We start from the raw sequence: 23,960 nt of genomic DNA on the forward strand, positions 1-23,960 counted from the left end.
CCGTCAGGCGCATCCCGTTGGGGTGGTAGGGGAGCGTCTGGCGGCGCAGGAAGACGAGGTCGGTCTTCTCGCAGTAGTCCACCGGGTGGAGGCCCAGCAGCGTCAGGCGCTTGCCCTCGCGGATGCGTGCGAGGCGGCTGTCGATGGTGTCGGGGTCGACGAGGTCGGGCGCCTCGCCTTCCAGGCCCAGCAGCACGGCCTTGTCGCTGCCGTGGCCCTTGCCGGTGGCCCCCAGCGAGCCGTACAGCTCTGCCTTCACCCGCCGCACGCGCGGCAGGACCCCCGCGTCCTTGAGGCCGGACGCGAAGGTGAGCGCGGCACGCATGGGCCCCACCGTATGGGAACTCGACGGGCCGATCCCGACCTTGAACATCTCGAATACGCTGATCGCCATGACGGGTCGCTCCGCGGGCCGATCAGCGGGTGGCCGGATAGACCGGGAAGCGCGCGCACAAGGCCGAGACCTTCTCGCGCACCGCGGCGCTCACCGCCTGGTCGTCGATGTGGTCGAGCACGTCGCAGATCCAGTGGGTGAGCTCCTTGGCTTCGGCTTCCTGCAGGCCGCGCGTGGTGATCGCGGGCGTGCCGATGCGGATGCCGCTGGTGACGAAGGGCGACTGCGGGTCGTTGGGCACGGCGTTCTTGTTCACCGTGATGTGGGCCGCGCCGAGGGCCGCATCGGCCGCCTTGCCGGTGAGGCCCTTGGCGACGAGATCGACGAGGAAGAGGTGGTCGTCCGTGCCGCCGGAGACGATCTTGTAGCCGCGCTCGATGAAGACGCCCGCCATCGCGCGGGCGTTCTTGAGCACCTGCTGCTGGTAGGCGCGAAACTCAGGCTGCAGCGCTTCCTTGAGCGCGACCGCCTTGCCCGCGATGACGTGCATGAGCGGGCCGCCCTGGATGCCGGGGAACACCACGGCGTTGAGCTTCTTCTCCAGATCCGGGTTGGCGCGCGCGAGGATCAGGCCGCCGCGCGGGCCGCGCAGGGTCTTGTGGGTGGTGGTGGTGACGACATCGGCGAAGGGGATGGGGTTGGGATACAGGCCCGCGGCGACGAGGCCGGCGACGTGCGCCATGTCGACGAAGAGGTACGCGCCCACGGCATCGGCGATCTCGCGGAAGCGCTGCCAGTCGACCACGCGCGAGTAGGCCGAGAAGCCCGCGACGATCATCTTCGGCTTGTGCTCCTTGGCGAGCTGTTCGACCTGGGCGTAGTCGATCTCGCCGGTCGCTTCATCGAGGCCATACTGGATGGCGTTGTAGAGCTTGCCGGAGAAGTTCACCTTGGCGCCGTGCGTGAGGTGCCCGCCGTGGGCGAGGCTCATGCCCAGCACGGTGTCGTGCGGCTCGAGCAGCGCCATGTACACCGCGGCGTTGGCCTGCGAGCCCGAGTGCGGCTGGACATTGGCGAAGTCGGCGCCGAAGAGCAGCTTGGCGCGATCGATCGCGAGCTGCTCGACCACATCGACGTGCTCGCAGCCGCCGTAGTAGCGCTTCGCCGGGTAGCCCTCGGCGTACTTGTTGGTGAGCACGCTGCCCTGCGCTTCGAGCACGCGCGGGCTGGTGTAGTTCTCCGAGGCGATCAGTTCGATGTGCGATTCCTGGCGCTCGAACTCGCCCTCCATCGCCGCCTGCAGCTCGTCGTCGAAATCGGCAATGCGGTCGGTCAGTGCAAACATGGGTCCTGTCTCCTCGGTTTGTTGGCTGTCGTATGAGCCTTGTGCCGCGACGCAATCGCGGCTTCATGGGAGGAGATGGTAGGAATTCCAGCGACGGGGCCTTTGCCTGTATCCGTCACGCACGTGCTCAATTCGGACCGATGCCCACGACGGTATGCGAAATTGCGACACGCATGAAAAGCGCTGCGGGTCCCACCGACCACGGCGCGGCAGGAAGCACGGAATCGTAGGGCGGGAGCAGCCGAAGGCGTATCCCGCCATGCAGCCCTGGAATACCTTCGGCCGGTGGATCGGCGGGATACGCTGCGCTACTCCCGCCCTACGGAAGAAGCAGGGCGTGAACCACGGGATCGTAGGGCGGGAGGAGCCGAAGACGCATCCGGCCAGCGACCGAGGAACCTGCACGACCGAGGAACTGGCGGGATTACGCTGCGCTACGCCCGCATCAGGCGACGAACGCCTTCATGTGGAATACCTGCATGTCTGTCGGATAGCGATAGGCCGCGCCGTGGGGACAGGCAAGGCGGTCGAGGCAGCCGGAGCTCATGCACTGCCGGCCGGCCCCCGAGTGCAGCTGGCTCCGGCACCCGGCGTAGTCGAAGCCCGTACCGGAATACGCGCCGACCGGACAGGATTTCAGGCACGGCTTTGCGACACAGGCGTCGCACAGATGCACCGCCTCCTCCCCTGCCGCAACCTCGATTTCCGTGTCGAACAGCAGCGCGCCGCGGTAGGCATGCCACAAGCCGTAGCGTGGATGCATGAGGAGGCCGAGCGGAGACGCGCGCAATCCCTCTGCGCGCATCGCCCATTGCTGGAACGGGACGAAAGGTCGGTCCGAAGGCGAAACCGCCCGCGCGCCGACCTGCGCGGCCACGGCACCGATCACCTCGCGCGCCCAGGTGTCGAGCGGGTCGCGCAGCTCCTTCGGCTGGCGCTCGCGCCATGCCAGGAAATGCGGCCAGGCGGACGCGCCGGCCTGCCCGACCACCACGACCGCGCGTGCCGGACTCCCGGAGGGACCCTGCGGCGCACGCTCTTCGGGTCCGCAATTGAAGCCGCCGCGCACGATGAGCCCGTGGGCCGAAAGCGCCTCGCCGATCGATATTTCAAACCGTGAACTATTCATATTCCTGTCGGGCGACGCGCTTGTCGCGTTCGATCAGCGCGTAGGCCGAATGATTGTGAATGGACTCGAAGTTCTCCGACTCCACGACGTAACGCTCGATGCGCCTCTCGGCATCGAGCAGGCCCGCGACGTCGCGCACCATGTCTTCGACGAATTTTGGATTCTCGTAGGCACGTTCGGTCACGAACTTTTCATCCGTACGCTTGAGCAGGCCGTAAAGTTCGCACGAAGCCTGGCTCTCGACAAGCCGGACGACTTCCTCGATCCACACGAAGCCACGTGTCTGCGCGGTGACGGTCACGTGCGAGCGCTGGTTGTGCGCGCCGTATTGCGAGATCTTTTTCGAGCACGGGCACAGGCTCGTCACCGGCACCACGACCTTCATCGTGAAGACGTATTCCCCGCCTTCGCGCAGTTCCGCGATGAAGCTGACCTCGTAGTCCATCAGGCTCTGCACGCCGGACACCGGCGCGGCCTTGTTGATGAAATACGGGAAGCGCAACTCGATCATGCCCGTCTCGGCTTCCAGGCGCGCGACCATCTCGCGCAGCATCGGCCCGATCGACTCGACCGAGATCTCGCGCTCGTTGCCGTTCAGGATCTCGATGAAGCGCGACATGTGCGTGCCCTTGAAATGCTGCGGCAGGCCGACGAACATGCTGAATTCCGCGACCGTGTGCTGCACGCCCTCGCTCTTGTCGCGCACGCTCACGGGATGGCGGATCCCCTTGATGCCGACCTTGTCGATGGCGATGCGGCGCTCGTCCTCGGCGTTCTGCACGTCTTCAAGTTTTTCGCTCATGTCCCGGCCTCTTCGGATAGGGTACGCTCCCGCCGTCCGCGCCGCGGCCGTCCCGCTGCGCCTTCCCGCTCGCGGACCTTGTTCTCCGGTAGCTGCACGACCGCGCGCAGGTTCAGGAAGGGATCGGACTTGTGCGGAATCGCCATCGCATCGACGAAATACTGCTGGAAGCTCGGCTCGACCGCCGTCTCGATCTTGTCGACACGGCGCACGACGGTCTCGATTTCCTCGCGCCGGCCGCGGTTCAGGAGCGCGATGCGCGCGCCCGTCCCCGCCGAATTGCCGACCGCAGCGACATGATCGAGCGGGCAGTCGGGGATCAGGCCCAGGATCATCGCGTACTTGACATCGATGTGGCTGCCGAAGGCGCCAGCGAGGCTGATCCGCTCGACGCGCTCGACACCCATCTTGTCCATCAGCAGGCGTACGCCGGCATACAGCGCGGCTTTCGCGAGCTGGATCGCGCGCACGTCGTTCTGCGTGATCTGCAGCGTGCGCTCGTCCGTCTCGACGAGCGTGTACGCGAAGGTGCGCCCGTTGGGCGTGATGCGCGGATTGCGCTGCGCGAGCGAACCGTCGATCACGCCGTCCTGGTCGATGATGCCGGCGAGGTACATCTCGGCGATGACCTCGACGATGCCCGAGCCGCATATGCCGGTGATGCCGGTTGCGGCCGTCGCTGCGGCGAAGCCCGCTTCGTCCGACCACAATTCGCTGCCGATCACCCTGAAGCGCGGCTCGAGCGTCACCGGATCGATGCGCACGCGCTCCATCGCACCCGGCGCCGCGCGCTGGCCGCAGCTGATCTGCGCACCCTCGAAGGCGGGCCCGGTGGGGCTGGACGCCGCGAGCAGGCGGGTGCGATTGCCAAGGACGATCTCGGCGTTGGTGCCGATGTCGACGATCAGCGTCATCGCGTCGGTGAGGTAGGGCGTCTCGGACAGGATCGCCCCTGCCGTGTCCGCCCCGACATGGCCGGCGATGCAGGGCAGCGCGTAGATGCGCGCGTTGGGGTGGATGTGGAGATCGATCTCGGTCGCCCACAGGCCGGTCACCGCCTCGTCGGTCGCCAAGGCAAACGGCGCGCCGCCAAGTTCGATCGGGTTAATCCCGAACAGGAGGTGGTGCATGATCGGGTTGCCGACGAAGGTCGCTTCGAGGATATCGACAACCCGGATGCCCGCCTCGGCCGCGAGTTCGGAGGCCAGCCCGTTGAGCGCCGCGCGCACCTCGCGTGTCATCTCGCCGTCGCCACCCGGCTTCATCATCACGTAGGAGACGCGGCTCATCAGGTCTTCGCCGAAGCGGATCTGCGGGTTCATCTTGCCCGCGGACGCGACGACCTCGCCCGTCTGCAGATCGCACAGGTGCGCGGCGATGGTCGTCGAGCCGACGTCCACCGCCATGCCGTAGACCTTCTCGCGCAGGCCCGGCCACACCGCGATGATGCGTTCGGAATCGACCACGGCGACGGTGACCTTCCATTCGCCTTGACGGAGGGCAGACTGCAGCTCCTGCACGACGCGGATGTCGGCCTGCAGGTTCGTCAGGCGCCAGTCGAAGTCCAGCGCCTCCTTCAGGCGGCGCAGGTCGGACGAAGGCACGTGCATGTCCGGCTGCTGCACTTCGACGTAGTACAGCCGGACCGCGGGATCGAGCTCGATGTCGCGCACTTCGGCGCGCTTGCGCACGATCTGGCGATGCACCTGACTGTCGGCGGGCACGTCGATCACGACGTCGCCGAGCACGGTCGTCGAGCAGCTCAGGCGTCGGCCGGGGCTCATCGCGCCGTGGGTCTTTTCCCACGCCTGCTCGTTCTCGCTGCGCTCGCTGAGGTTGCTCGCACAGGAGTTCAAACCGTGCTTGGCGAACTCGCCTTCGCTCAGCACGACCTGGCAGCGGCCACAGATGCCACGTCCGCCGCACACCGAGTCGATGTCGACGCCGAGCGCGCGCGCGGCCTGGAGGACCGGCGTGCCGATGGGAAAGCGGCCGCGCCGTCCGGAGGGGGTGAAGACGACGAGGGCGTCCTGGGTCACGGTGCTCTCCTGGAGGGGTTGGGGTTTTGTTCTTGTTTTGGCTGCATTGAATACCGTTCGGGCTGAGCCTGTCGAAGCCCTGTCAATGCCCTTCGACAGGCTCAGGGCGAACGGTGGTATTTGAAGGCGGCCGGGCGAGCTCTCCCTCGCCTTCAAAGGGGAGGAAACCAGCTAATCAAGCCTCCACCCGCCGACGCCGCGTCTCGCGCCGCCCGCGCACTTCACCGCCCTCGCCCGCCGGCGGCACTTCACGGAACTTGCGGATCCAGCGCATGCAGTCCTGGTCATGCCCCATCAGCACGTCCGCGCCCATGATCGCGGTCATGATCTCGGTGTGCAGCGGGTTGGTGATCGCCGAAGTCATGCCCGAGGCGATCGCCATGCTCATGAAGGCGGCATTGACGCCGTTGCGGTTGGGCAGGCCGAAGCTGACGTTCGAGGCGCCGCAGGTGGTGTTCACCTTCAACTCCTTCTGCAGGCGATGGCACAGCTCGAACACCTGGCGGCCGGACGTGGGCACCGCGCCGATCGGCATCACCAGCGGATCGACGACGACGTCGCAGGCGGGGATGCCGTAGTCGGCCGCGCGATTGACAATCTTGCGCGCGATCTCGAAGCGCACGTTGGGATCCTGCGAGATGCCGGTTTCGTCGTTGCTGATCGCGACCACCGCTGCACCGTACTTTTTCACCAGCGGCAGCACCGTCTCCAGGCGGTCTTCCTCGCCGGTCACGGAGTTCACCAGCGCCTTGCCCTTATAGACCGAGAGGCCGGCCTCGAGCGCGGCGACGATCGAGGAGTCGATCGACAGCGGCACGTCGGTCAGCGACTGCACCAGCTTGACGGTCTCAGCCAGGATCGCCGGCTCGTCCGCGAGCGGGATGCCCGCATTAACGTCGAGCATGTGCGCGCCGGCCTCGAGCTGCGCCTGAACGTCGGAGATCACGCGGGAGAAATCGCCCGCCGCCATCTCGGCCGCGAGCAGCTTGCGGCCGGTCGGATTGATGCGCTCGCCGATGACGACGAAGGGACGCTCGAAGCCGATGACGACTTCCTTCTTGTGCGAACTGATTACGGTGTCGGTCATTTTTCCATCCTTTGTGGATTGCGGGCGCCGGATAGCGGCACCGCGCGTATGTGCTTCTTGTCGTTGTGGAGGCGCATCAGGCCGCGCGCCGCTGCTGGATAAGGGCCTTGGCGGTCTCGACCGCCACGCCCGCATCGCGGCAGTAAGCATCCGCCCCCACCGCCTTGCCGAAGGCCTCGTTCAGCGGCGCGCCACCCACCAGCACGATGTAGTCGTCGCGCAGGCCCTTTTCCTTCAGCGTGTCGATCACGACCTTCATGTAGGGCATCGTCGTCGTCAGCAGCGCCGACATCCCCAGGATGTCCGGCTTGTGCTTCTCCAGTTCCTCGATGTAGGTCTCCACCGGGATGTTGATGCCGATGTCGATCACCTCGAAGCCCGCCCCTTCCATCATCATCGCCACCAGGTTCTTGCCGATGTCGTGGATGTCGCCCTTCACCGTGCCGATCACGATCTTGCCCACTGTCTCCGCACCGGTGTCCGCCAGCAGCGGACGGATGATCTCCATGCCGCCCTTCATCGCGTTGGCCGCCATCAGCACTTCGGGCACGAACAGGATGCCGTCGCGGAAATCCACGCCCACGATACGCATGCCTTCGACCAGCGCCTCGTCGAGCACCCGGCTCGCGCTCCAGCCGCGCGACAGCAGGATGTTGGTCGCCTCCACGATCTCCTCGCGCAGGCCGTTGTACAGGTCGTCGTGCATCTGCTCGATGAGCTCGTCGTCGGGCAGCGATGCCAGGTCGAAATCTTCGTCCTCGAATTGCTCCGCCATGGTCGTCTTCTCCTTCAAATCGTTGCGGGTGCCGACCGCAGCGGACCCGATGCGGCACAGGTTAGGGCGGCGCCCCGCAACTGGCAGGCATCTCAACGACCCCGCCATGTCCAAACGCGACAGGCTTATGCAGCTCCTTATGCAGCCCCTCATACCGCCCATTCGCGGCTAGCGAGCTTGCCCGTCAGCAATGACGGGACTGTCGCCTCACGACCCGAAGCCGTCGCAACCAGACAAGCGAAGGTCGGAAAGAAGACTAAATTGCGCATACATCAATCTGCGGATGTTGTAAGGAGACGCCGCGGTGGAGGTCACACCGGCGGGGTGACACCACAACAACAAGCTCCATGGCCCATGCCGCCTTAGGAGCACCTGCCCCATCAACTTTCTCCAGACCTTCATGACCCCCTCGGATTTTGTCGGACTCGTCGGTGTGATCGCCTGTCTCGTCGCATACGCCGGCCTGCAGATGGGCCGCCTCCAGCACGACGACCTTCGCTACATCGGACTGAACATCCTCAGCCCCGCCTGCCTGCTGGTCTCGCTGATGCATGACTTCAACCTCGCGGCCGTGATCACCCAGGTGCTATGGCTCGGCCTGAGTCTCATCGGCCTGTTGCGGGCGATGTACGCGCGCAGCCGCAAGACGGAACGCCTGGGCGCCAAGTGCGCGGAAACCGAAACCTGACCGGGAGACAAGAATGGGCCTGATGCTGGGTATCGATACGGGCGGCACCTTCACCGACGCCGTGCTCGTCGACGAGCGGCGCGAAGTGATCGCTGCCGCCAAACAGCTGACGACGCGCTACGACCTGACCGTCGGCATCGCACGCGCGATCGACAGCCTGCCGCCCGAATCCCTTTCCAACGTCTCCCTCGTCTCCCTGTCGACCACGCTGACGACGAACTCCGTCGTCGAAGGCAAAGGTTCGCCCGTCTGCGCGCTGCTGATCGGCTACGACGAGCGCCAGGTGCGGAACAGCGGGCTCGCGGAGCTGCTCGGCCCCGAGACGATCGTCACGATTGCCGGCGGACACGATGCCGGCGGCGCGGAAGCCGCACCGCTCGACGAAGAGGCTGTGCGCAACGCAATCCTGAACTGGCGCGACAAGGTGTCGGCCTTCGCCATCTCGGCGACCTTCAGTGTGCGCAACCCACGTCACGAAGTACGGGTGCGCGAAATCGTGCAGGAACTCTCGCGCAAGCCGGTGACCTGCGGGCATGAGCTCGCGTCCTCGCTCGGCGCGCCGCGTCGCGCGGCGACGGTGGCACTCAATGCGCGCATGATCACCCACGTCCAGCGCCTCATCGAGTCGGTGGAGGCCATCCTGGCCGCGCGCGGCATCGACGCCCCGCTGATGATCGTCAAGGGCGACGGCTCGCTGATCAATGCGCAATCGGCGCTGCAGCGGCCGGTCGGGACGGTGCTGTCCGGCCCCGCGGCGAGCGTGCTGGGCGCCTGTGCGCTGAGCGGACTGCGCGATGCGATCGTCGCCGACATGGGAGGCACGACGACCGACATCGCCGTCGTGCGCAACGGGCGGCCGGAACTGAGCTTCGACGGCGCCTTGATCGGCGGATGGCAGCCGATGGTCGAGGCGGTGCGCGTGTACTCGATCGGTCTCGGTGGCGACAGCGAGGTCCGCTTCAGCGGCGGCGAAGGGATCGCGATCGGCCCGCGCCGCGTCGTGCCGCTCAGCCTGCTCGCCGCCGAACATCCGGAAGTGCTGCCCGTCCTCGAGCGTCAGGCGACATCGGCTCCCCACGGCAGCCAACTGCGCTTCGCGCTGCGCCTGCAGCACGACGAGGCGCTGCTGGCGCGCCTGCCCGACGACGAACGGCAGGCCTGGGAGCGTGTGTCGGTCAAACCCGTGGACATGGAATACGCCACCGCGGAGGACCGCCGGCTCGCCCGCGCCCTCGCCCGCCTCGAACGCAAGGGGCTGGTGATCTACAGCGGCTTCACGCCCACCGACGCGGCCCACGTGCTCGGCATCTCAAGCCATTGGTCCACGCGTGCCGCGGAGCTGGGGGCGCGGATCTGGGCGCGCCAGATGCGGCGCCTGTACGGATGCGGCACGTGGCCCGACGGCGACGCGGAAGGCCCGTCACGCGAGGTCTTCGATCTCGTCGTCGACGGCATCAGCCAGAAACTGATCGAGGCCGGGCTGCACGAACAGAACCGGCTCGCCGCGGCCCAGGCGGACAAGCTCGCGCGGCTGCTCACCGAGATGGTCATGGAACAGCGCCGGGATCCGTCCAAGCCCGCGCTGTTCTCCGTCCAGTTCGCGGGCGACGCTCCGGTCGTCGCCGTCGGCGGCCCCGCCGCGAGCTACTACCCCGAAGTCGCGCGCGGGTTGCGCACCGGCCTCTACATGCCGCGCTTCGCGGAAGTCGCGAACGCCGTCGGCGCGGTGCTGGGCGAAGTCGCGCAGCGGGTGCACCTGACGATCACGCAGCCGACGCGGGGCACTTTCCGCGTCTTCGCGGCCGAAGGGCCGAAGGACTTCACGCAGCTCGGCGAAGCGATCGAATACGCACGTGCGCTCGCCGCCGACGAAGCGGCGAGCCAAGCACGCCAGGCCGGGGCGGCCTCGGTACAGATCGACTTCGAACAGGACGAGAACAGCGTCAGCAACGAGATCGACGGCGACGTGTTCTTCGAGATGCGGCTCACCGCGATCGCCTACGGTCCGCCGTGCCGGCGCACTGATCGCGTCACGCAAGCCGAGCTGGCCTGAGTAGTCGGTGAACCGCGGCTGTTCACCGCTCCGCGGGAGACTCACACCGAACTTGCCGAGCCAGTCCGCCCAGTCGATACGCGGCCGGTACCGCTCCTCGAAGTGCAGCAGCGTGGCGGTGCTCAGCGACTGCGGCGTCGCATTCGAGGAGCTCCAGCGCAGCGGCCCCCTCCTCTGCCGAGATCGCGCTTCTGGCCGCGCGCGGCGAAGCGACGTACGGGAGCCTCAAGCACGCCGCGTAAGCGCTTGATAACTCGGCAACGAGTGCCGTTCGGGGGAAGCCGCTCCGCCCTTTACGGATCGATTGCCCTTCGACAAATCCATTGCAGGCTTGGCGAAGGGCTTGGGCGTTGTCATCCTGCGGCGTCGGTCAGGCCTCCATCGCCTCCCGTAGAAGCTGCCGGTCACGCCCCGGATACCACGGCACGCGTCCCTCAAGCACTCCGGAGCTCTGGATGATTTCCGCGACCGCCTCCTCCTGACGGTAGGCCATCACATGCACCCCGGAGACGCCTTCGATCTCGCGGATCTCCTGGATCAGGTCGATGCACAGCTTCCGGCCTTCGGCCTTCTGCTTCTCGGCACCGGCCAGGCGCTTGATGACGCTGTCCGGAATATGGACGCCGGGCACGTGCTCGCGGATCCAGGTCGCGCTCTTGGCGGACGCGAGCGGGCCGACGCCGGGCATGATGAACACACGGTTCGGCCCTTCGAGCAGGCCCAGGTCGCGCACCTGCGCCATGAAGATCTTCAGGCGCGGGATGTCGTAGCAGTACTGCGTCTGGATGAACTGCGCGCCGGCCGCGACCTTCTTCGCGAGCCGATGCGGACGCCAGTCGAAGGGCGGCGCGAAGGGGTTCTCGGCCGCGCCGAGGAACACGCGCGGCGGCGTGTCGAGCTTGCGGCCGCTCTGGAAGCGGTGCTCGTCGCGCATCGCGCGGGCGATCTCCAGCAGCGACATCGAGTCGAGATCGAACACGGGCTTGGCCTGCGGATGGTCGCCCGCCTGCACGCCGTCGCCGGTCAGGCACATGATGTTGGCCACACCCATCGCGGCGCCGCCGAGGATCTCGCCCTGGATGGCGATGCGGTTGCGGTCGCGGCAGGAGATCTGCATCACCATCGCGTAGCCGCGGCGCGTCAGCAGCGAGCACACGCCGACGCTGGACATGTGGCAGTTCGCCCCCGAGCCGTCGGTTGCGTTGATCGCGTCGACGTAGCCGTCGAAGATCGCGGCGCGCTTGAACACTTCGTCGGGATCGGCCGAATCGGGCGGGTCGATCTCGGAGGTCACCGCGAACTTACCCGCGCGCAGCACGCGCTCCAGGCGGCCCGGTGAAACGTGGCCGGGCAGGATCGGCAGTCCTTCGCCGGGTGTCGGTTCGTCGTCGAAAATCATTTCTGCTCTCCCTGCGGTGCGCGTTTCTCGGCGATCTGGCGCACCACGCGCAACCAGGACGAGGTGTCGCGGAAGCGGTTATCGACGGGCTTCTGCACCACGTGGATCTTCGTGCCGGACTTCATGTGTTGGCTCCCGGCCCAGGCCTCCGCCCACACGCACTTCATCTCCGGCTTGACCTCGCAATGGCCGTTCGCCCGCACGCCGCCGCAGGGGCCGTTGCGCAGTGTCTTGGGGCAGTTCATCGGACAGGACATGCCGGTCGAACTCAGCGCGCACTGGCCGCACATCTTGCAGTCGAACAGGAAACCCTTGACGGCCCTCTCGACCCTCGCGACGGGTCCTTCCGCGCGCGCGTATCCGATGCGGCGCCACAGCGGATCGAGCCGCGCGATGACCGGCTCGAAGGCGTTGTAGATCATCTCGAAACCCCGTGAGTGTCGGACCACCCACCGGCGTACTGCGTACATGAATGTCTCCTTCGTCCGCCACCGTCGTTGGCGCGGCAGCGTGGATGTTTGTCGATGTCGTTTTCTAGTTCGCGGCGTCCTGCGCGACCGCCACGCCCTTCGCACGGACCAGGGTTTCGAGGTCGCCGTCGCTGTATCGCGCTTCGATGCGCTCGGCCTCGGCGGAAGCTTCGGCCTGCAGGTCGCTTCCGCACTCGCGCGGCGGCTGCCGCTGCCAATCCTCGAGATAGGCCTCGGAACTACCCTTGCCGGCGCGCATCGCCGCCCGGTCGATTGCGACCTGGAAACGCTCCGAGAGCTGCACCTTTGCGCTCTCCCGGCCGTTCTTGACGATCACCTGCGCAGGGATGTCACGCCACTGCACAACAATCAGCTTTGCCATGAATCCTGCTCCCTGCGGGCATCGCGCCCCGGCTGTCTGTGGAAGCGGACGACGGCCCCTTCGAGGTCGCCGTAGCCCGTGAATTGATGATGGAATTCGAGGTCGAGCCTTCTGGCGGCGTCCCGCGCCTGCTCCAGCAGCTGCGCGTCCTCCGACTGGGCGAGGTACACAAGCCGGCGGTAGTTGCCGAAGTACTGCGACGCGAGTTCCGGGTGGCGCTCGATGCCGAGCTCCCGGATCACCAGCCGCTCGAAGTGGCGCACGAGGAAATCCGTCAGGTAGAAACTGCCCGGTTCGGCATCGGCGAGCGCCGTGAAGGCCGGAGTGCCAGCGTAGAACTCGTAGCAATGCGCGCCCGGCAGGCGCTCGATGCCCTCCTCTTCGAGCACGCGGTCGAGCAGCCCCCCGGTGCCGCAGTCGGCATAGCCGACGAGGATGCGGGCGAAGCGCAGTCGGCTCGCCCGGATCTGCTCGCGCACCGCCTCGGGGATGCGGTCCGGGCGGTTATGGAGGTCCGCCGGCAGGCAATGCAGCTGCACGTGCTGCCAGCCGTTCGCGGCGATCACGGCCTTCAGCTCGCGTGCAAGCGCACCGCAGGCGATGATCAGGACGGGCTCCATGCCAGCGCCTCGTTGTCGGGAATCAGGCGGCGCGCCGTTGCTGGATGAGCGCCTTGGCAGTCTCGACGGCCACGCCCGCATCGCGGCAGTAGGCATCCGCCCCCACCGCCTTGCCGAAGGCCTCGTTCAGCGGCGCGCCACCCACCAGCACGATGTAGTCGTCGCGCATGCCCTTCTCCTTCAGCGTGTCGATCACGACCTTCATGTAGGGCATCGTCGTCGTCAGCAGCGCCGACATGCCCAGAATGTCCGGCTTATGCTTCTCCAGTTCCTCGATGTAGGTCTCCACCGGGATGTTGATGCCGATGTCGATCACCTCGAAGCCCGCCCCTTCCATCATCATCGCCACCAGGTTCTTGCCGATGTCGTGGATGTCGCCCTTCACCGTGCCGATCACGATCTTGCCCACTGTCTCCGCACCGGTGTCCGCCAGCAGCGGACGGATGATCTCCATGCCGCCTTTCATCGCATTGGCCGCCATCAGCACTTCAGGCACGAACAGGATGCCGTCACGGAAATCCACACCGACGATGCGCATGCCTTCGACCAGCGCCTCGTCGAGCACCCGGCTCGCGCTCCAGCCACGCGACAGCAGGATGTTGGTCGCCTCCACGATCTCGTCGCGCAGGCCGTTGTACAGGTCGTCGTGCACCTGCTCGATGAGCTCGTCGTCGGGCAGCGATGCCAGGTCGAAATCTTCGTCGTCGAACTGCTCCGCCATTTCGTCTTCTCCTTCAAGTCGTTGCGGGTGCCGACCGCAGCGGACCCGATGCGGCACAGGTTAGGCGTAGCCCCTCGAACTGGCAGGCGTCTCAACGACCCGCTCATGTCCAAACGCGACACCGCGGACCGCCCGCGATCGCCGCCATCGTCAGCACTGGCGCGGTGTCGTGCGGCGATCAGAACTCGTCGTAACCAGACAGGCGAGCGCTGACCGGAAGACTAAATTGGGCGACGGCCAACAGTTGCGGCCACCCAGGGATCAGGAGCCGCCTCGCACGACCGGGGCGGACACAACGCTACATTCAGGAGACGCGCGATGTCGGTAATGACCGAAGGCAAGAACATTTACGTACTCAAGGCGAGCTGCAAGGGCGTGATCGGCACGGTCGCGCGCATCTCGTCCTTCCTGGCCGAGCGCCATTGCTACATCATGGAAATGCAGCAGTTCGACGAGATCCTGACCGGGCGCTTCTTCGTGCGCACGGTGTTCTCGACCGAGCCCGGCCGCACGCCGTCCTTCGACGCACTGAAGCAGGCCTTCGGCGAGGAGCTGCCGCGCGCGGAGGAAGACTTCACGTGGGAGATGCACGACACCCTGGTTCGCCCGAAAGTGCTGCTGATGGTGTCGAAGTTCGACCATTGCCTCGACGACCTGCTCTACCGCATGCGCACGGGCGAATTGAAGATGCAGGTGCCCGCCATCGTGTCGAATCACCCGGACCTCAAGCGTCTCGCCGACTGGTACGGCATCCCCTTCCATCACCTGCCGGTGACGCCCGAGACGAAGGCAGCGCAGGAGGCGCGTCTGCTCGAGATCGTCGCCGAGACCGGCTCCGATCTGGTTGTGCTCGCACGCTACATGCAGGTGCTGTCCGAGGACCTGTGCCACAAGCTCTCTGGCCGCGCGATCAACATCCACCACTCCTTCCTGCCCGGCTTCAAAGGCGCCAAGCCCTACCACCAGGCGCATGACCGCGGCGTGAAGCTGATCGGCGCAACCGCGCACTACGTGACGTCCGACCTCGACGAGGGCCCGATCATCGAGCAGGCCGTCGAGCGCGTCGATCACACCTACCAGCCGGAACACCTCGTCGCCGTCGGCCGCGATACCGAATGCCTCGCCCTCGCCCGCGCCGTCAAGTACCACATCGAGCACCGCGTGTTCCTCACGGGGAACAAGACCGTCGTGTTCCGTTGAGCGGGGAGAGCCGGATGAAAGCCGAGATCATCGACGGCAAGCAAGCTGCCGAACGCCTGCGCACCGAGATCGGACGCCAGGTCGTGCGCCTGCGCGAACAACACCTCCTCACCCCCGGCCTCGCCGTCATCCTCGTCGGCGAGGATCCGGCGAGCCAGGTCTACGTCCGCAACAAGGCGCGTCAGGCGCGCGAAGCCTCGATGGCCTCGTTCGAGTACCGCCTGCCCTACAGCGTGCCCCAGGAAAAGGTGCTGGAACTGATAGCCCGGCTCAACGAGGACCCGGCCGTGCACGGCATCCTCGTCCAGCTGCCCCTGCCGCCGCAGGTCGACGCCGACCGGATCATCAACGCGATCCGCCCGGAGAAGGACATCGACGGCTTCCACCCCGTCAATGCGGGCGCCCTGGCGACCGGTGGCGACGGCATGGTGCCCTGCACGCCGCTGGGCTGCCTGATGCTGCTCAAGCACCGGCTGGGTGACCTGTCCGGCCTGCGCGCGGTCGTGCTGGGGCGTTCGAACATCGTCGGCAAGCCGATGGCCGCGCTGCTGCTGCGGGAGAGCTGCACGGTGACGATCGCGCATTCGAAGACGCGCGACCTCGCCGACGAATGCCGCCGCGCCGACATCCTCGTCGCCGCCGTGGGCCGGCCCCGCATGGTCCCCGGCGACTGGATCAAGCCGGGCGCGACGGTGATCGACGTGGGCATCAACCGCATCGACACACCGGACGGCAAGGGCCGCCTCGTCGGCGACGTGGACTTCGACAGCGCCGTCGAGGTTGCCGGTGCCATCACGCCGGTTCCGGGCGGCGTCGGGCCAATGACCATCGCCTGCCTGCTGCTCAACACGCTGGAAGCTGCCTGCCGCCAGCACGGCCTCCCCGTGCCGCAGGGACTCATGGAGGCCGCGTGGGGATGAGCTTCCCGACCGAAGACGTCGCAGCGGCCACAGCCCAGCCGCTGCGCCACGCCGACGACCTCGCCCGGCTGATCGACGCGCTCGTCGCGGCCGAGCCGCTCCGCCCCTGCCCACCGGCCGCGCTCGCGCTGCAGCCGGTGGGCGAGTTGCTTGCCCGCATCGGCAACCCGGAGCGGGCGCTGAGGTGCATCCACGTCGCGGGGTCCAAAGGCAAGGGCAGCACGGTCCTGCTGTGCGAGGCGATCCTCGGCGCCGCCGGCCTGCGGGTCGGCAGCTACACCTCGCCGCACCTGCAGCGGTACAGCGAGCGCTATCGCGTCGGCGGTCGGGAGATCGGCGAAGCGGAGTTCGTCGCCGCGGCCGAGCGCGTCCGTCCGCATCTCGCCGCGCTGCTGAGCGATCCGCACCCGCCGGGGTTCTTCGATTTCGCGACGGCAATCGCCTTCGATCTGTTCGAGAGCGAGCGCGTCGACGTCGCGCTGATCGAGGTCGGGCTCGGCGGACGGCGCGATCCCACCAACGTCATCTCCCCGCTCGTGTCCTGCATCACCAGCGTCGAGCTCGAACACACGGACCGCCTGGGCACGACGCTGACGGCGATCGCCGGCGAGAAGGCCGGGATCATCAAGCCTTGGACCCCGGTCGTGATCGGCGAGCTGCCCCGTGAGGCCTTCGCCGTGGTCGAAACCCAGGCCACCACCTGCGCCGCGCCCTTGCACCGCCTCGGCATCGAGTTCGCCGCCGAAGTGACGCGGGCCGACGCTGAAGGCCTCGCGCTACGCCTCGACTGCCACCCCTTGGCGCTCGACCTCACCTTGCCGGTGCTGGGCCCCCATCTCGCCGGCAACGCCGCGATGGCGCTTGCATGCATCCGCCACGCCGACCTGCTGCCCCTACCCCAGCTCGCGGACGCCGCCCGTCGCGGCCTGGCCCAGGTCACGCTGCCTGGACGCACCGAGATTCTCCGACGCGCCCCCTGGGTGGTCGCGGACGGTGCCCACACGGAAGCCTCGACGCTCGCCCTGATGCGCTCGCTCGAGGTGCTCCCGTCCAGCGAGCGTCACATGGTCGTGTCCATCTCGTCCGGCAAGGACCTCGCGACGCTGCTCCCGATTCTCGCATCGAAAGCAGCCTCGCTTGTAGTGACACGCGCCGACCGCCAACGTTCGCTCGAACCGATCACGATCGCCGACTGGGTCAGGCAGCGCTTTCCCGACCTGCCCGTGCGAATCATCGACGACCCGTTGCAGGCGGTGAGGGACACCCTCATCGACCTGCCGCCCGATTCGCTGATGTGCGTCACCGGGTCCGTGTATGCGGCGGGCGCGGCGAGGGCCGTATTGGCCGCATGACCCGCTCGCATGCAACGGCTGCAGCGCCGGGCGACGGGTGCCCTTGTCCAACAATGGATCTATCGGACTGGCGGCCCTACGCTCAAAATCATCGCAGCCGATGCCCGTCGCACGGCGGGCAGAGCTGGCAGGTGTTCGAAGCAAGTGGGGCTCCCGCCATGGCTATGCGCCGGAACCCGGGCTCCGCTCACCCCAAAGACGCCGCCCATCTCGCACTATGGATGCTACGAACCGAGATCCTACGCCCGCCATGCCGTTAAGATGATCGACGTCCTCCGCCCCTCTGCGTGCCCCGTTGCCGCAATCCCGTAGGGCGGGAGGAGCGCAGCGCATCCCGCCACTCAAACGTTGTCGCGCCGAAGAACACGGGTGTGGCTACGTGTGCCAGCGGTCGATTGGCTTGGCGGCCGGAAGGTGATCGGCCTCAGCCGCCGTTCGCTAGCAGATGCCAGTGCAGCCGCAATACGCCAGTTACCTGCCACTCCTCCGCGAAGCTGCGACGAGCGGCAGCTTTTCCATCCAGTGAGCAGGGCCAGACGATCCGGAGCGGCCCTTGGCTTTTTAGGAAGCGGACGCTCAACGTAGAGTTCAGGGGCGTCCGCTGCAGCGGAAAGTTGGAATGCATGACAGGGAAACTGTTTGTAGCTCAATGCGATCATAGTCTTAAAGATCGGCTAGCGATCCAGCCCACTAAGTCAAGCAGTACTAATAGTCGGAGCTCCCTGCCGTGATACGCAACAAACGCGCCTCGAAGGCTCAACTACCCCACGGGGAGGCAGCCTAGTGCTATGATTAATAAGTTAACAGTAGGCTGAGAGCACTACCATGCTGCTACGAGACAACAAATATATATCACAAGCGATCTATGCTGTTCGCTTTCGCGAACGTGACGACGGCGTTCGACTAAAGCAGGCGGAGGCAGAGAAAGCGTTTTCGTCATTTATGGGCGGACAGAGCAACCAGACAAACGTCCCGGACAATTTTGACCCAAACGCTCCGCGAATTGTTTTTCAGGGCAACCATAAAGGGCTTCTGATCAGTCAGCTATCATGCCAATTCGATCAAAACTTTGAGCCGAAGGCTCTCCCGCTTGATCGACAAGTTGAAACGATCGAAAAGAATGTGCGCGCATTCCACGCACGCCTGCTAGCCTTCAAGGAAGAAAGGACGCTCTCCGAGTCCGCGTTGATTCTAAGCGTAAACATTCCTTCCGATATCGGATTGCAGAAGCTGCACACGCACCTTGCCGATCGATTCTTGAAAAGCACTCCACTAGGTGAATTGGCAAGTGTTTCGTTTAAGGTTGGGTATAAGACTGATGACAACCTCTTTCTCAACCTTGAAGCAAATGTCTACGAATTGCGACGAGCAGAGCTCGATCAAAGCGCACGAGTAAATGCAGCGGTTATTGATATCGCAAGTATTCCTGTCGTTGAGGAAGGCTTCGGAATCAAGATAGATATTAATGACCGCCCCAAGAAAATGGCCGACCTCAACTACGTTGTTGAAGGCCCAGATAGGCTACTCGCGACGGCATTTGGATTTGTAAAGGACAAGCTCGACGAAGTTATGGGTCTATCCGCTAACTAACAACGGAGACGCCAAAATCTATGACCTCGATGAAATTTGTAACAACGCAGCAGCTAACAAGTGCGGATGTAAGCCTCGAACGACCGGAAAGATTTACGCATGACTATCTGCTTCGCATGACTTCTGACAATACGTCGGATTCGTGGAATATCTCATACGCCCGAACTAGCGAGTTGGCAGCAGCATTTCAGTCGTTGTTTGCTCAAAAGGAATCCGATGTCCAGTCCTTGATATCGGTCGTCCGCTGGCAACATCGTCTGATTGACTACAACTCACACTACGCCGCGTTCCTGCTCGAGCAAATTTCCGAGGATGAATTTGCTCAGATTGCAGAGGACTACGCTTACGAGCCAAACGATGCGTCGCCGAAAGATCTTTCACAGATAATTTCGAGAATTATCGATCTTACGGGGATTTCCTATACACCTTCTGAAATGGCAGATTGTTTTCGGTGCAATCACGATGAAGTTTTGGAAGCGTTTAAATTGGCCTCCGCCAACTTGCCAGAACTGAAGAATATGCTTCCAGATGGTGTCGAATGAGGTCGACGCAGATCTGTCATTCCGTAGAGGGCGAGCGCATTCAACTACAGTGTCGGAAGTTCTTCGCGCATCCGCCGAGGCGAGACCCGGTGAAAGGGTTGATCTACCCATTCAAAGTTAGCATTCATGGCTTTGCACGAGTAGTAAAGGCCTATGAATCTGAAAGCTCTCTGTTTCGTAAGTCCTCATTCTGGAAAGTTGACGATGAGATTCATGGCGAAGCACTTGATGGACATAGCAGCAAGCCGATTAGCAGGCCGACCGTGACGGCAGCTACAGCAACCCACAAAGCCTCTTTTGTGGATATCCGAAACGGTTACGCTCATGTGGAAATCGGCATTCGTGAGCACATGTCCAAGATTGCCGACAACGAACAGAAGTGAAGAAGTAGGTTCTCGGGAAGTTGAGTCTTTGTTTGCTTTGGATTTTAGACGGCTGTAAGCTCCAATTTGCGCCTGATCTTATGCGAAATGCATTCTAACGTGAGAATGACCGACGTTGAGCTGTTCCGCGGCGCAGCGTCCAGCGACCAGAGGGAGCGGGGTCGATTGACGTGTTAGACGAGCCTGTCAATAGATTGAAGAGTTGAACACTATGGCGTGCAGCAGAGCATTGCATGCTACCTCGAGCCGATTGCGCTGAATTTTCCGTAGCGGAAGGATGACAACTTCGAGTTGCGGCAGAGTCTTTAGTCCATGCACCATTTTCAGTGGCTCCCCAATCGGCAGCTACAGCTCCCCTCAGAAAGCGGATATTGACTCGTTAAGGAGTCGACCGACAGCAATGGTCCGGGTCCGTCAGTAGCGCGAACTTCGATGCGGACGTAGCAGCCAACTTTCGGATCTACGACAGCTAAGCAGCCCGTTGCTGTCTTTGGCGGCGACATGCCCCAACGGCCGGTCAGGCCGACCACCTGCCGGCCAGCAAGCCAATTGACTGTCAGCTCGCCCACGTAGCCACACCCGTGTTCTTCGGCGCGACAACGTTTGAGTGGCGGGATGCGCTGCGCTCCTCCCGCCCTACGGGATTGCGGCAACGGGGCACGCAGAGGGGCGGAGGACGTCGATCATCGTAACGTCATAGCGGGCGTGGGGTCTCGGTTCGTAGCATCCATAGTGCGAGATGAGCGTAGACAGTCGCCCACATCCCTGCATTTTGTCCAACTCGATCTGGATGACGGCTCCGGCCGAATTGCGCGCCTCCCCCGAACAGCAGCTTTTTCGATGAAGAGGCGCTCCAACCGCGATTGCAGAGGAAGGGCGAGCCGTAGCCAGCCGCTGTCCGGTTACCGGAAGCGCCTGCAAACTCAGGAAGCCGCGCGCAGCTCGACCGCGCTGCGCTCCGGGCGCCCACGCACCGGCGCCTCTCCGGCCACGTAATAGCGTGCCGTGCTGCGCGGCAACGGCGCGCGGCCACGGATGCGATCAGCGATCTTCTCGCCGATCATGATGGTGGTGGCGTTGAGGTTGCCGGTGATGATCAGCGGCATGATAGACGCATCGACCACGCGCAGCCCGTGCAGGCCGTGTACGCGGCCCTGACCGTCCACGACCGCCATGTCGTCCTCGCCCATCCTGCACGAACATGACGGATGGAAAGCCGTTTCCGCACGCGCGCGCACGAAGGCGTCCAGCTCTGCGTCGCTCTCCACGTCGAACCCGGGGCTGAGCTCGCGGCCGCGGTACGGGTCGAGCGCGGGCTGACTCATGATCTCGCGCGTGATCCGGATGGCATCGCGGAACTCCTGCCAGTCCTGCGCTGTGCTCATGTAGTTGAAGAGGATGCTCGGGTGCTGGCGGGGGTCCTTCGACTTGACGTGGACACGCCCGCGGCTGGGCGAGCGCATCGAGCCGACGTGCGCCTGGAAACCGTGCTCGCTCACCGCGTTGCTGCCGTTGTAGTTGATTGCGACCGGCAGGAAGTGGAACTGGATGTTCGGCCACGCGAACTCCGTGCGCGTGCGGATGAAGCCGCCGGCCTCGAACTGGTTGCTGGCGCCGATGCCCGTGCCGCTGAACAGCCACTGCGCGCCGATCGCGGGCTGGTTCCACAGCTTGAGCGCCGGATACAGCGACACCGGCTCCTTGCACGCGTATTGCAGGTACATCTCCAGGTGGTCCTGAAGGTTGGCGCCCACGCCCGGCAGGTCGTGCACCACATTGATGTCGAGGCTGCGCAGCAACGGCGCGGGACCGACGCCGGAGCGCTGCAGGATCTGCGGCGACGCGATCGCGCCCGCGCACAGCAGGACCTCGCGACGGGCGTGCACGGTGACCGGCTCGCTACTGTCGCCGTGCAGGTAGGCGACGCCAATCGCGCACTTGCCGCTGAAGAGGATGCGGTCGGTGAGCGCGTGGGTGACGATACTGAGATTGGCCCGCTCGCGTCCCTGGTCGAGGTAGCCGCGCGCGGTGCTGGAGCGTCGCCCTTGCGGCGTCACGGTGCGGTCCATCGGCCCGAAGCCTTCCTGCTGGTAGCCATTGAGGTCGCTGGTGCGCGGGAAGCCCGCCTGCACGCCCGCCTCCACCATCGCTTCGAACAGCGGATTGTTGCCCGGCTTCGGCGTGGCGACGCTGACCGGACCGTCGGCGCCGTGGTAGTCGTCGGCGCCGATGTCGCGCGATTCGGCCTTGCGGAAGTATGGCAGGCAGTCGAGGTAGGTCCAGTCCTCCAGCCCTCGCGCCGTGGCCCAGTTGTCGAAATCCAGCGCGTTGCCGCGGATGTAGCACATGCCGTTGATCAGCGACGAGCCGCCCAGCCCCTTGCCGCGCCCGCACTCCATGCGCCGCTTGTTCATGTGCGGCTCGGGGTCCGTCTCGTAGGCCCAGTTGTAGCGGCGGCCCTGCAGGGGGTAGGCGAGCGCGGCCGGCATCTGGGTGCGGAAGTCCTGGCGATAGTCGGGGCCGCCCGCCTCCAGCAGCAGCACGCTGACGTCGGCGTCCTCGGTCAGGCGCGCCGCGAGCACGTTGCCGGCGGAACCGGCGCCGATGATGATGTAGTCGTATTCTTTCTTCACGTTATCGTCCTCGGGAGGGCTCAGAACACCGAGTGGAATTCGCCGAGTTCGACCTGCACCGACTTCAGCCGCGTGTAGTGCTCCAGCGTCGTGAGACCGTTCTCGCGCCCGATGCCGGACTGCTTGTAGCCGCCCACCGGCATCTCGGCCGGCGATTCGCCCCAGGTGTTGATCCAGCAGATGCCGGCCTCCAGGCGATGGATGATGCGGTGCGCGCGGGCGAGATCGCGCGTCACGACCCCGGCGGCGAGCCCGTAGTCGGTCGCGTTGGCGCGGCGCACGGCCTCCTCTTCATCGTCATAGACCAGGATGCTCATGACCGGGCCGAAGATTTCCTCGCGCACGATGGTCATCTCGTCCGTGCAGTCCGTGAACACCGTGGGGGCGACGTAGGCGCCGCGCTCGTATTCACCGGAAACGATCCGCGCGCCGCCGCACAGCAGGCGCGCGCCTTCAGCCCTGCCCTTTTCGATGTAGCCGAGCACGCTGTCCATGTGGCTGAAGCTCGAAAGCGGGCCGAAGTTGGTGCTTTCCTGCATGGGATCACCGACGCGGATGCGCGCCACACGCGCCAGCACGCGCGCCTCGAATTCGCCCTGCAGGGCGCGCGGCACGAACACGCGCGTGCCGTTCGTGCACACCTGACCGGCGCTGAAGAAGTTCGCCATCACCGCAATGTCGGCGGCACGGTCGAGGTCGGCGTCGGCGCAAATGACGAGCGGCGACTTGCCGCCTAGCTCCATCGTCACTTCCTTGAGCGTCGAGCCCGACGCGCTGGCCATGACCTTCTTGCCCGTCGCGCTGCCGCCCGTGAAGGAGATCTTGGCGATGCCAGGGTGCTCGGTCAGCCACTGGCCGACTTTGCGGCCGCTGCCGGTGAGCACATTGAAGACGCCATCCGGCAAGCCGGCCTCGGTGTAGATCTCGGCGAGCTTGAGGGCTGTGAGCGGCGTGATTTCACTCGGCTTGAAGATCATCGCGTTGCCCGCAGCGAGCGCCGGCGCGGACTTCCACAGCGCGATCTGGATGGGGTAGTTCCACGCGCCGATGCCGGCGACCACGCCCAAGGGTTCGCGGCGCGTATAGACGAAGCTCGTCTCGCGCAGCGGGATCTGCGCCCCCTCGATCGCCGGTGCCAGGCCGGCGTAGTATTCCAGCACGTCTGCCCCGGTCGCGATGTCGACGCTGCGCGTCTCGGCGAGCGGCTTGCCGGTGTCCAGCGTCTCGAGCTCGGCGAGGGCATCGTTGCGCTCGCGCAGAATGGCCACGGCCCGGCGCAGAATGCGCGAGCGCTGCATCGCGGTCATTGCCGCCCACGTCTTCTGTCCCGTCGCAGCGCTTTGGACTGCGAGGTCAACGTCGGCTCGACTGGCCTGCTGCACGCCCGCCAACACCTCGCCATTGGCCGGATTGACGGTTTCGAAGTTGGCACCGCTGGTTGCCGCGACATAGCGGCCGTCGATGTAGAGCTGCTGTTCGGTGAAACGGGGCATGAC

Annotated in this window: 22 protein-coding genes; 8 read left to right on the forward strand and 14 right to left on the reverse strand. The window is 65.2% G+C overall.

The window, feature by feature from the left end:
- The 7 genes from GO615_RS10955 to GO615_RS10985 all read right to left on the reverse strand — a co-directional run.
- A partial coding sequence (locus tag GO615_RS10955; protein WP_281358704.1) for a serine dehydratase beta chain occupies nt 1-394 on the reverse strand: 394 nt, incomplete at its 3' end.
- A gap of 22 nt (nt 395-416) precedes the next feature.
- Nucleotides 417-1,679, reverse strand: coding sequence for a serine hydroxymethyltransferase (gene glyA / locus GO615_RS10960; RefSeq protein WP_169127897.1), 1,263 nt, complete (start codon nt 1,677-1,679; stop codon nt 417-419).
- 445 nt (nt 1,680-2,124) lie between these two features.
- Nucleotides 2,125-2,808, reverse strand: a complete 684-nt coding sequence (locus tag GO615_RS10965; RefSeq protein ID WP_169127899.1) for a hypothetical protein — start codon at nt 2,806-2,808, stop codon at nt 2,125-2,127.
- Nucleotides 2,801-3,610 carry a GTP cyclohydrolase FolE2 gene (gene folE2, locus GO615_RS10970; RefSeq protein WP_169127901.1) on the reverse strand — a complete coding sequence of 270 codons (810 nt, stop codon included), beginning with the start codon at nt 3,608-3,610 and terminating at the stop codon, nt 2,801-2,803. Before folE2 ends, GO615_RS10965 begins: the two co-directional genes overlap by 8 nt.
- Nucleotides 3,607-5,649 (reverse strand): ASKHA domain-containing protein, encoded by a 2,043-nt coding sequence (locus GO615_RS10975; RefSeq protein ID WP_169127903.1) that lies wholly within the window; start codon nt 5,647-5,649, stop codon nt 3,607-3,609. Before GO615_RS10975 ends, folE2 begins: the two co-directional genes overlap by 4 nt.
- 175 nt (nt 5,650-5,824) lie before the next feature.
- Nucleotides 5,825-6,736 (reverse strand): dihydropteroate synthase, encoded by a 912-nt coding sequence (locus GO615_RS10980; RefSeq protein ID WP_169127905.1) that lies wholly within the window; start codon nt 6,734-6,736, stop codon nt 5,825-5,827.
- A 76-nt stretch (nt 6,737-6,812) separates the two neighbouring features.
- Entirely contained in the window at nt 6,813-7,511 is a 699-nt protein-coding gene (locus GO615_RS10985) for a corrinoid protein (protein ID WP_169127907.1), read from the reverse strand.
- A gap of 400 nt (nt 7,512-7,911) precedes the next feature.
- On the opposite strand from GO615_RS10985, the gene GO615_RS10990 reads away from it, so the two are divergent.
- Entirely contained in the window at nt 7,912-8,199 is a 288-nt protein-coding gene (locus GO615_RS10990; RefSeq protein WP_211167047.1) for a CBU_0592 family membrane protein, read from the forward strand.
- A 13-nt stretch (nt 8,200-8,212) separates the two neighbouring features.
- On the forward strand, nt 8,213-10,252 hold the full coding sequence (locus GO615_RS10995) for a hydantoinase/oxoprolinase N-terminal domain-containing protein (protein ID WP_169127908.1): 2,040 nt from the start codon (nt 8,213-8,215) through the stop codon (nt 10,250-10,252).
- Nucleotides 10,253-10,622: 370 nt separating this feature from the next.
- Here the strand turns inward: GO615_RS10995 and GO615_RS11000 are convergent, their stop codons facing one another.
- The 5 genes from GO615_RS11000 to GO615_RS11020 form a co-directional block, all read right to left on the reverse strand.
- Nucleotides 10,623-11,651, reverse strand: coding sequence for a methylenetetrahydrofolate reductase (locus GO615_RS11000; RefSeq protein ID WP_169127909.1), 1,029 nt, complete (start codon nt 11,649-11,651; stop codon nt 10,623-10,625).
- Entirely contained in the window at nt 11,648-12,121 is a 474-nt protein-coding gene (locus tag GO615_RS11005) for a methylenetetrahydrofolate reductase C-terminal domain-containing protein (RefSeq protein ID WP_169127910.1), read from the reverse strand. The genes GO615_RS11000 and GO615_RS11005 overlap by 4 nt, the downstream gene beginning before the upstream one ends.
- A 64-nt stretch (nt 12,122-12,185) precedes the next feature.
- Nucleotides 12,186-12,503 (reverse strand): virulence factor, encoded by a 318-nt coding sequence (locus tag GO615_RS11010; protein WP_169127911.1) that lies wholly within the window; start codon nt 12,501-12,503, stop codon nt 12,186-12,188.
- Nucleotides 12,491-13,123: a DUF1638 domain-containing protein gene (locus GO615_RS11015; protein ID WP_169127912.1), complete on the reverse strand. Its 633-nt coding sequence runs from the start codon at nt 13,121-13,123 to the stop codon at nt 12,491-12,493. The genes GO615_RS11010 and GO615_RS11015 overlap by 13 nt, the downstream gene beginning before the upstream one ends.
- A gap of 22 nt (nt 13,124-13,145) precedes the next feature.
- A complete protein-coding gene (locus tag GO615_RS11020) occupies nt 13,146-13,844 on the reverse strand; it encodes a corrinoid protein (RefSeq protein ID WP_169127913.1) in 699 nt (232 codons plus the stop codon).
- A 318-nt stretch (nt 13,845-14,162) separates the two neighbouring features.
- On the opposite strand from GO615_RS11020, the gene purU reads away from it, so the two are divergent.
- The 6 genes from purU (at nt 14,163) to GO615_RS11050 (ending at nt 19,831) form a co-directional block, all read left to right on the forward strand.
- Nucleotides 14,163-15,044, forward strand: a complete 882-nt coding sequence (gene purU / locus GO615_RS11025) for a formyltetrahydrofolate deformylase (RefSeq protein WP_169127915.1) — start codon at nt 14,163-14,165, stop codon at nt 15,042-15,044.
- Nucleotides 15,045-15,058: 14 nt separating this feature from the next.
- Nucleotides 15,059-15,964: a bifunctional methylenetetrahydrofolate dehydrogenase/methenyltetrahydrofolate cyclohydrolase FolD gene (gene folD, locus GO615_RS11030; RefSeq protein WP_169127916.1), complete on the forward strand. Its 906-nt coding sequence runs from the start codon at nt 15,059-15,061 to the stop codon at nt 15,962-15,964.
- Nucleotides 15,961-17,316 carry a bifunctional folylpolyglutamate synthase/dihydrofolate synthase gene (locus GO615_RS11035; RefSeq protein WP_169127917.1) on the forward strand — a complete coding sequence of 452 codons (1,356 nt, stop codon included), beginning with the start codon at nt 15,961-15,963 and terminating at the stop codon, nt 17,314-17,316. Before folD ends, GO615_RS11035 begins: the two co-directional genes overlap by 4 nt.
- A gap of 825 nt (nt 17,317-18,141) precedes the next feature.
- A complete protein-coding gene (locus GO615_RS11040) occupies nt 18,142-18,906 on the forward strand; it encodes a hypothetical protein (protein WP_169127918.1) in 765 nt (254 codons plus the stop codon).
- Nucleotides 18,907-18,926: 20 nt separating this feature from the next.
- Nucleotides 18,927-19,448, forward strand: coding sequence for a hypothetical protein (locus GO615_RS11045; protein WP_169127920.1), 522 nt, complete (start codon nt 18,927-18,929; stop codon nt 19,446-19,448).
- Between the two features lie 89 nt (nt 19,449-19,537).
- Nucleotides 19,538-19,831: a hypothetical protein gene (locus tag GO615_RS11050; RefSeq protein ID WP_169127922.1), complete on the forward strand. Its 294-nt coding sequence runs from the start codon at nt 19,538-19,540 to the stop codon at nt 19,829-19,831.
- A gap of 923 nt (nt 19,832-20,754) precedes the next feature.
- Here GO615_RS11050 and betA read toward each other — a convergent pair.
- Nucleotides 20,755-22,464, reverse strand: coding sequence for a choline dehydrogenase (gene betA / locus GO615_RS11055; protein ID WP_169127932.1), 1,710 nt, complete (start codon nt 22,462-22,464; stop codon nt 20,755-20,757).
- A gap of 20 nt (nt 22,465-22,484) precedes the next feature.
- Nucleotides 22,485-23,957, reverse strand: coding sequence for a betaine-aldehyde dehydrogenase (gene betB, locus GO615_RS11060; RefSeq protein ID WP_169127934.1), 1,473 nt, complete (start codon nt 23,955-23,957; stop codon nt 22,485-22,487).
- Nucleotides 23,958-23,960 lie beyond the last annotated feature (3 nt).

The organism is Aromatoleum evansii (genome assembly GCF_012910805.1).
GTDB lineage: Bacteria > Pseudomonadota > Gammaproteobacteria > Burkholderiales > Rhodocyclaceae > Aromatoleum > Aromatoleum evansii.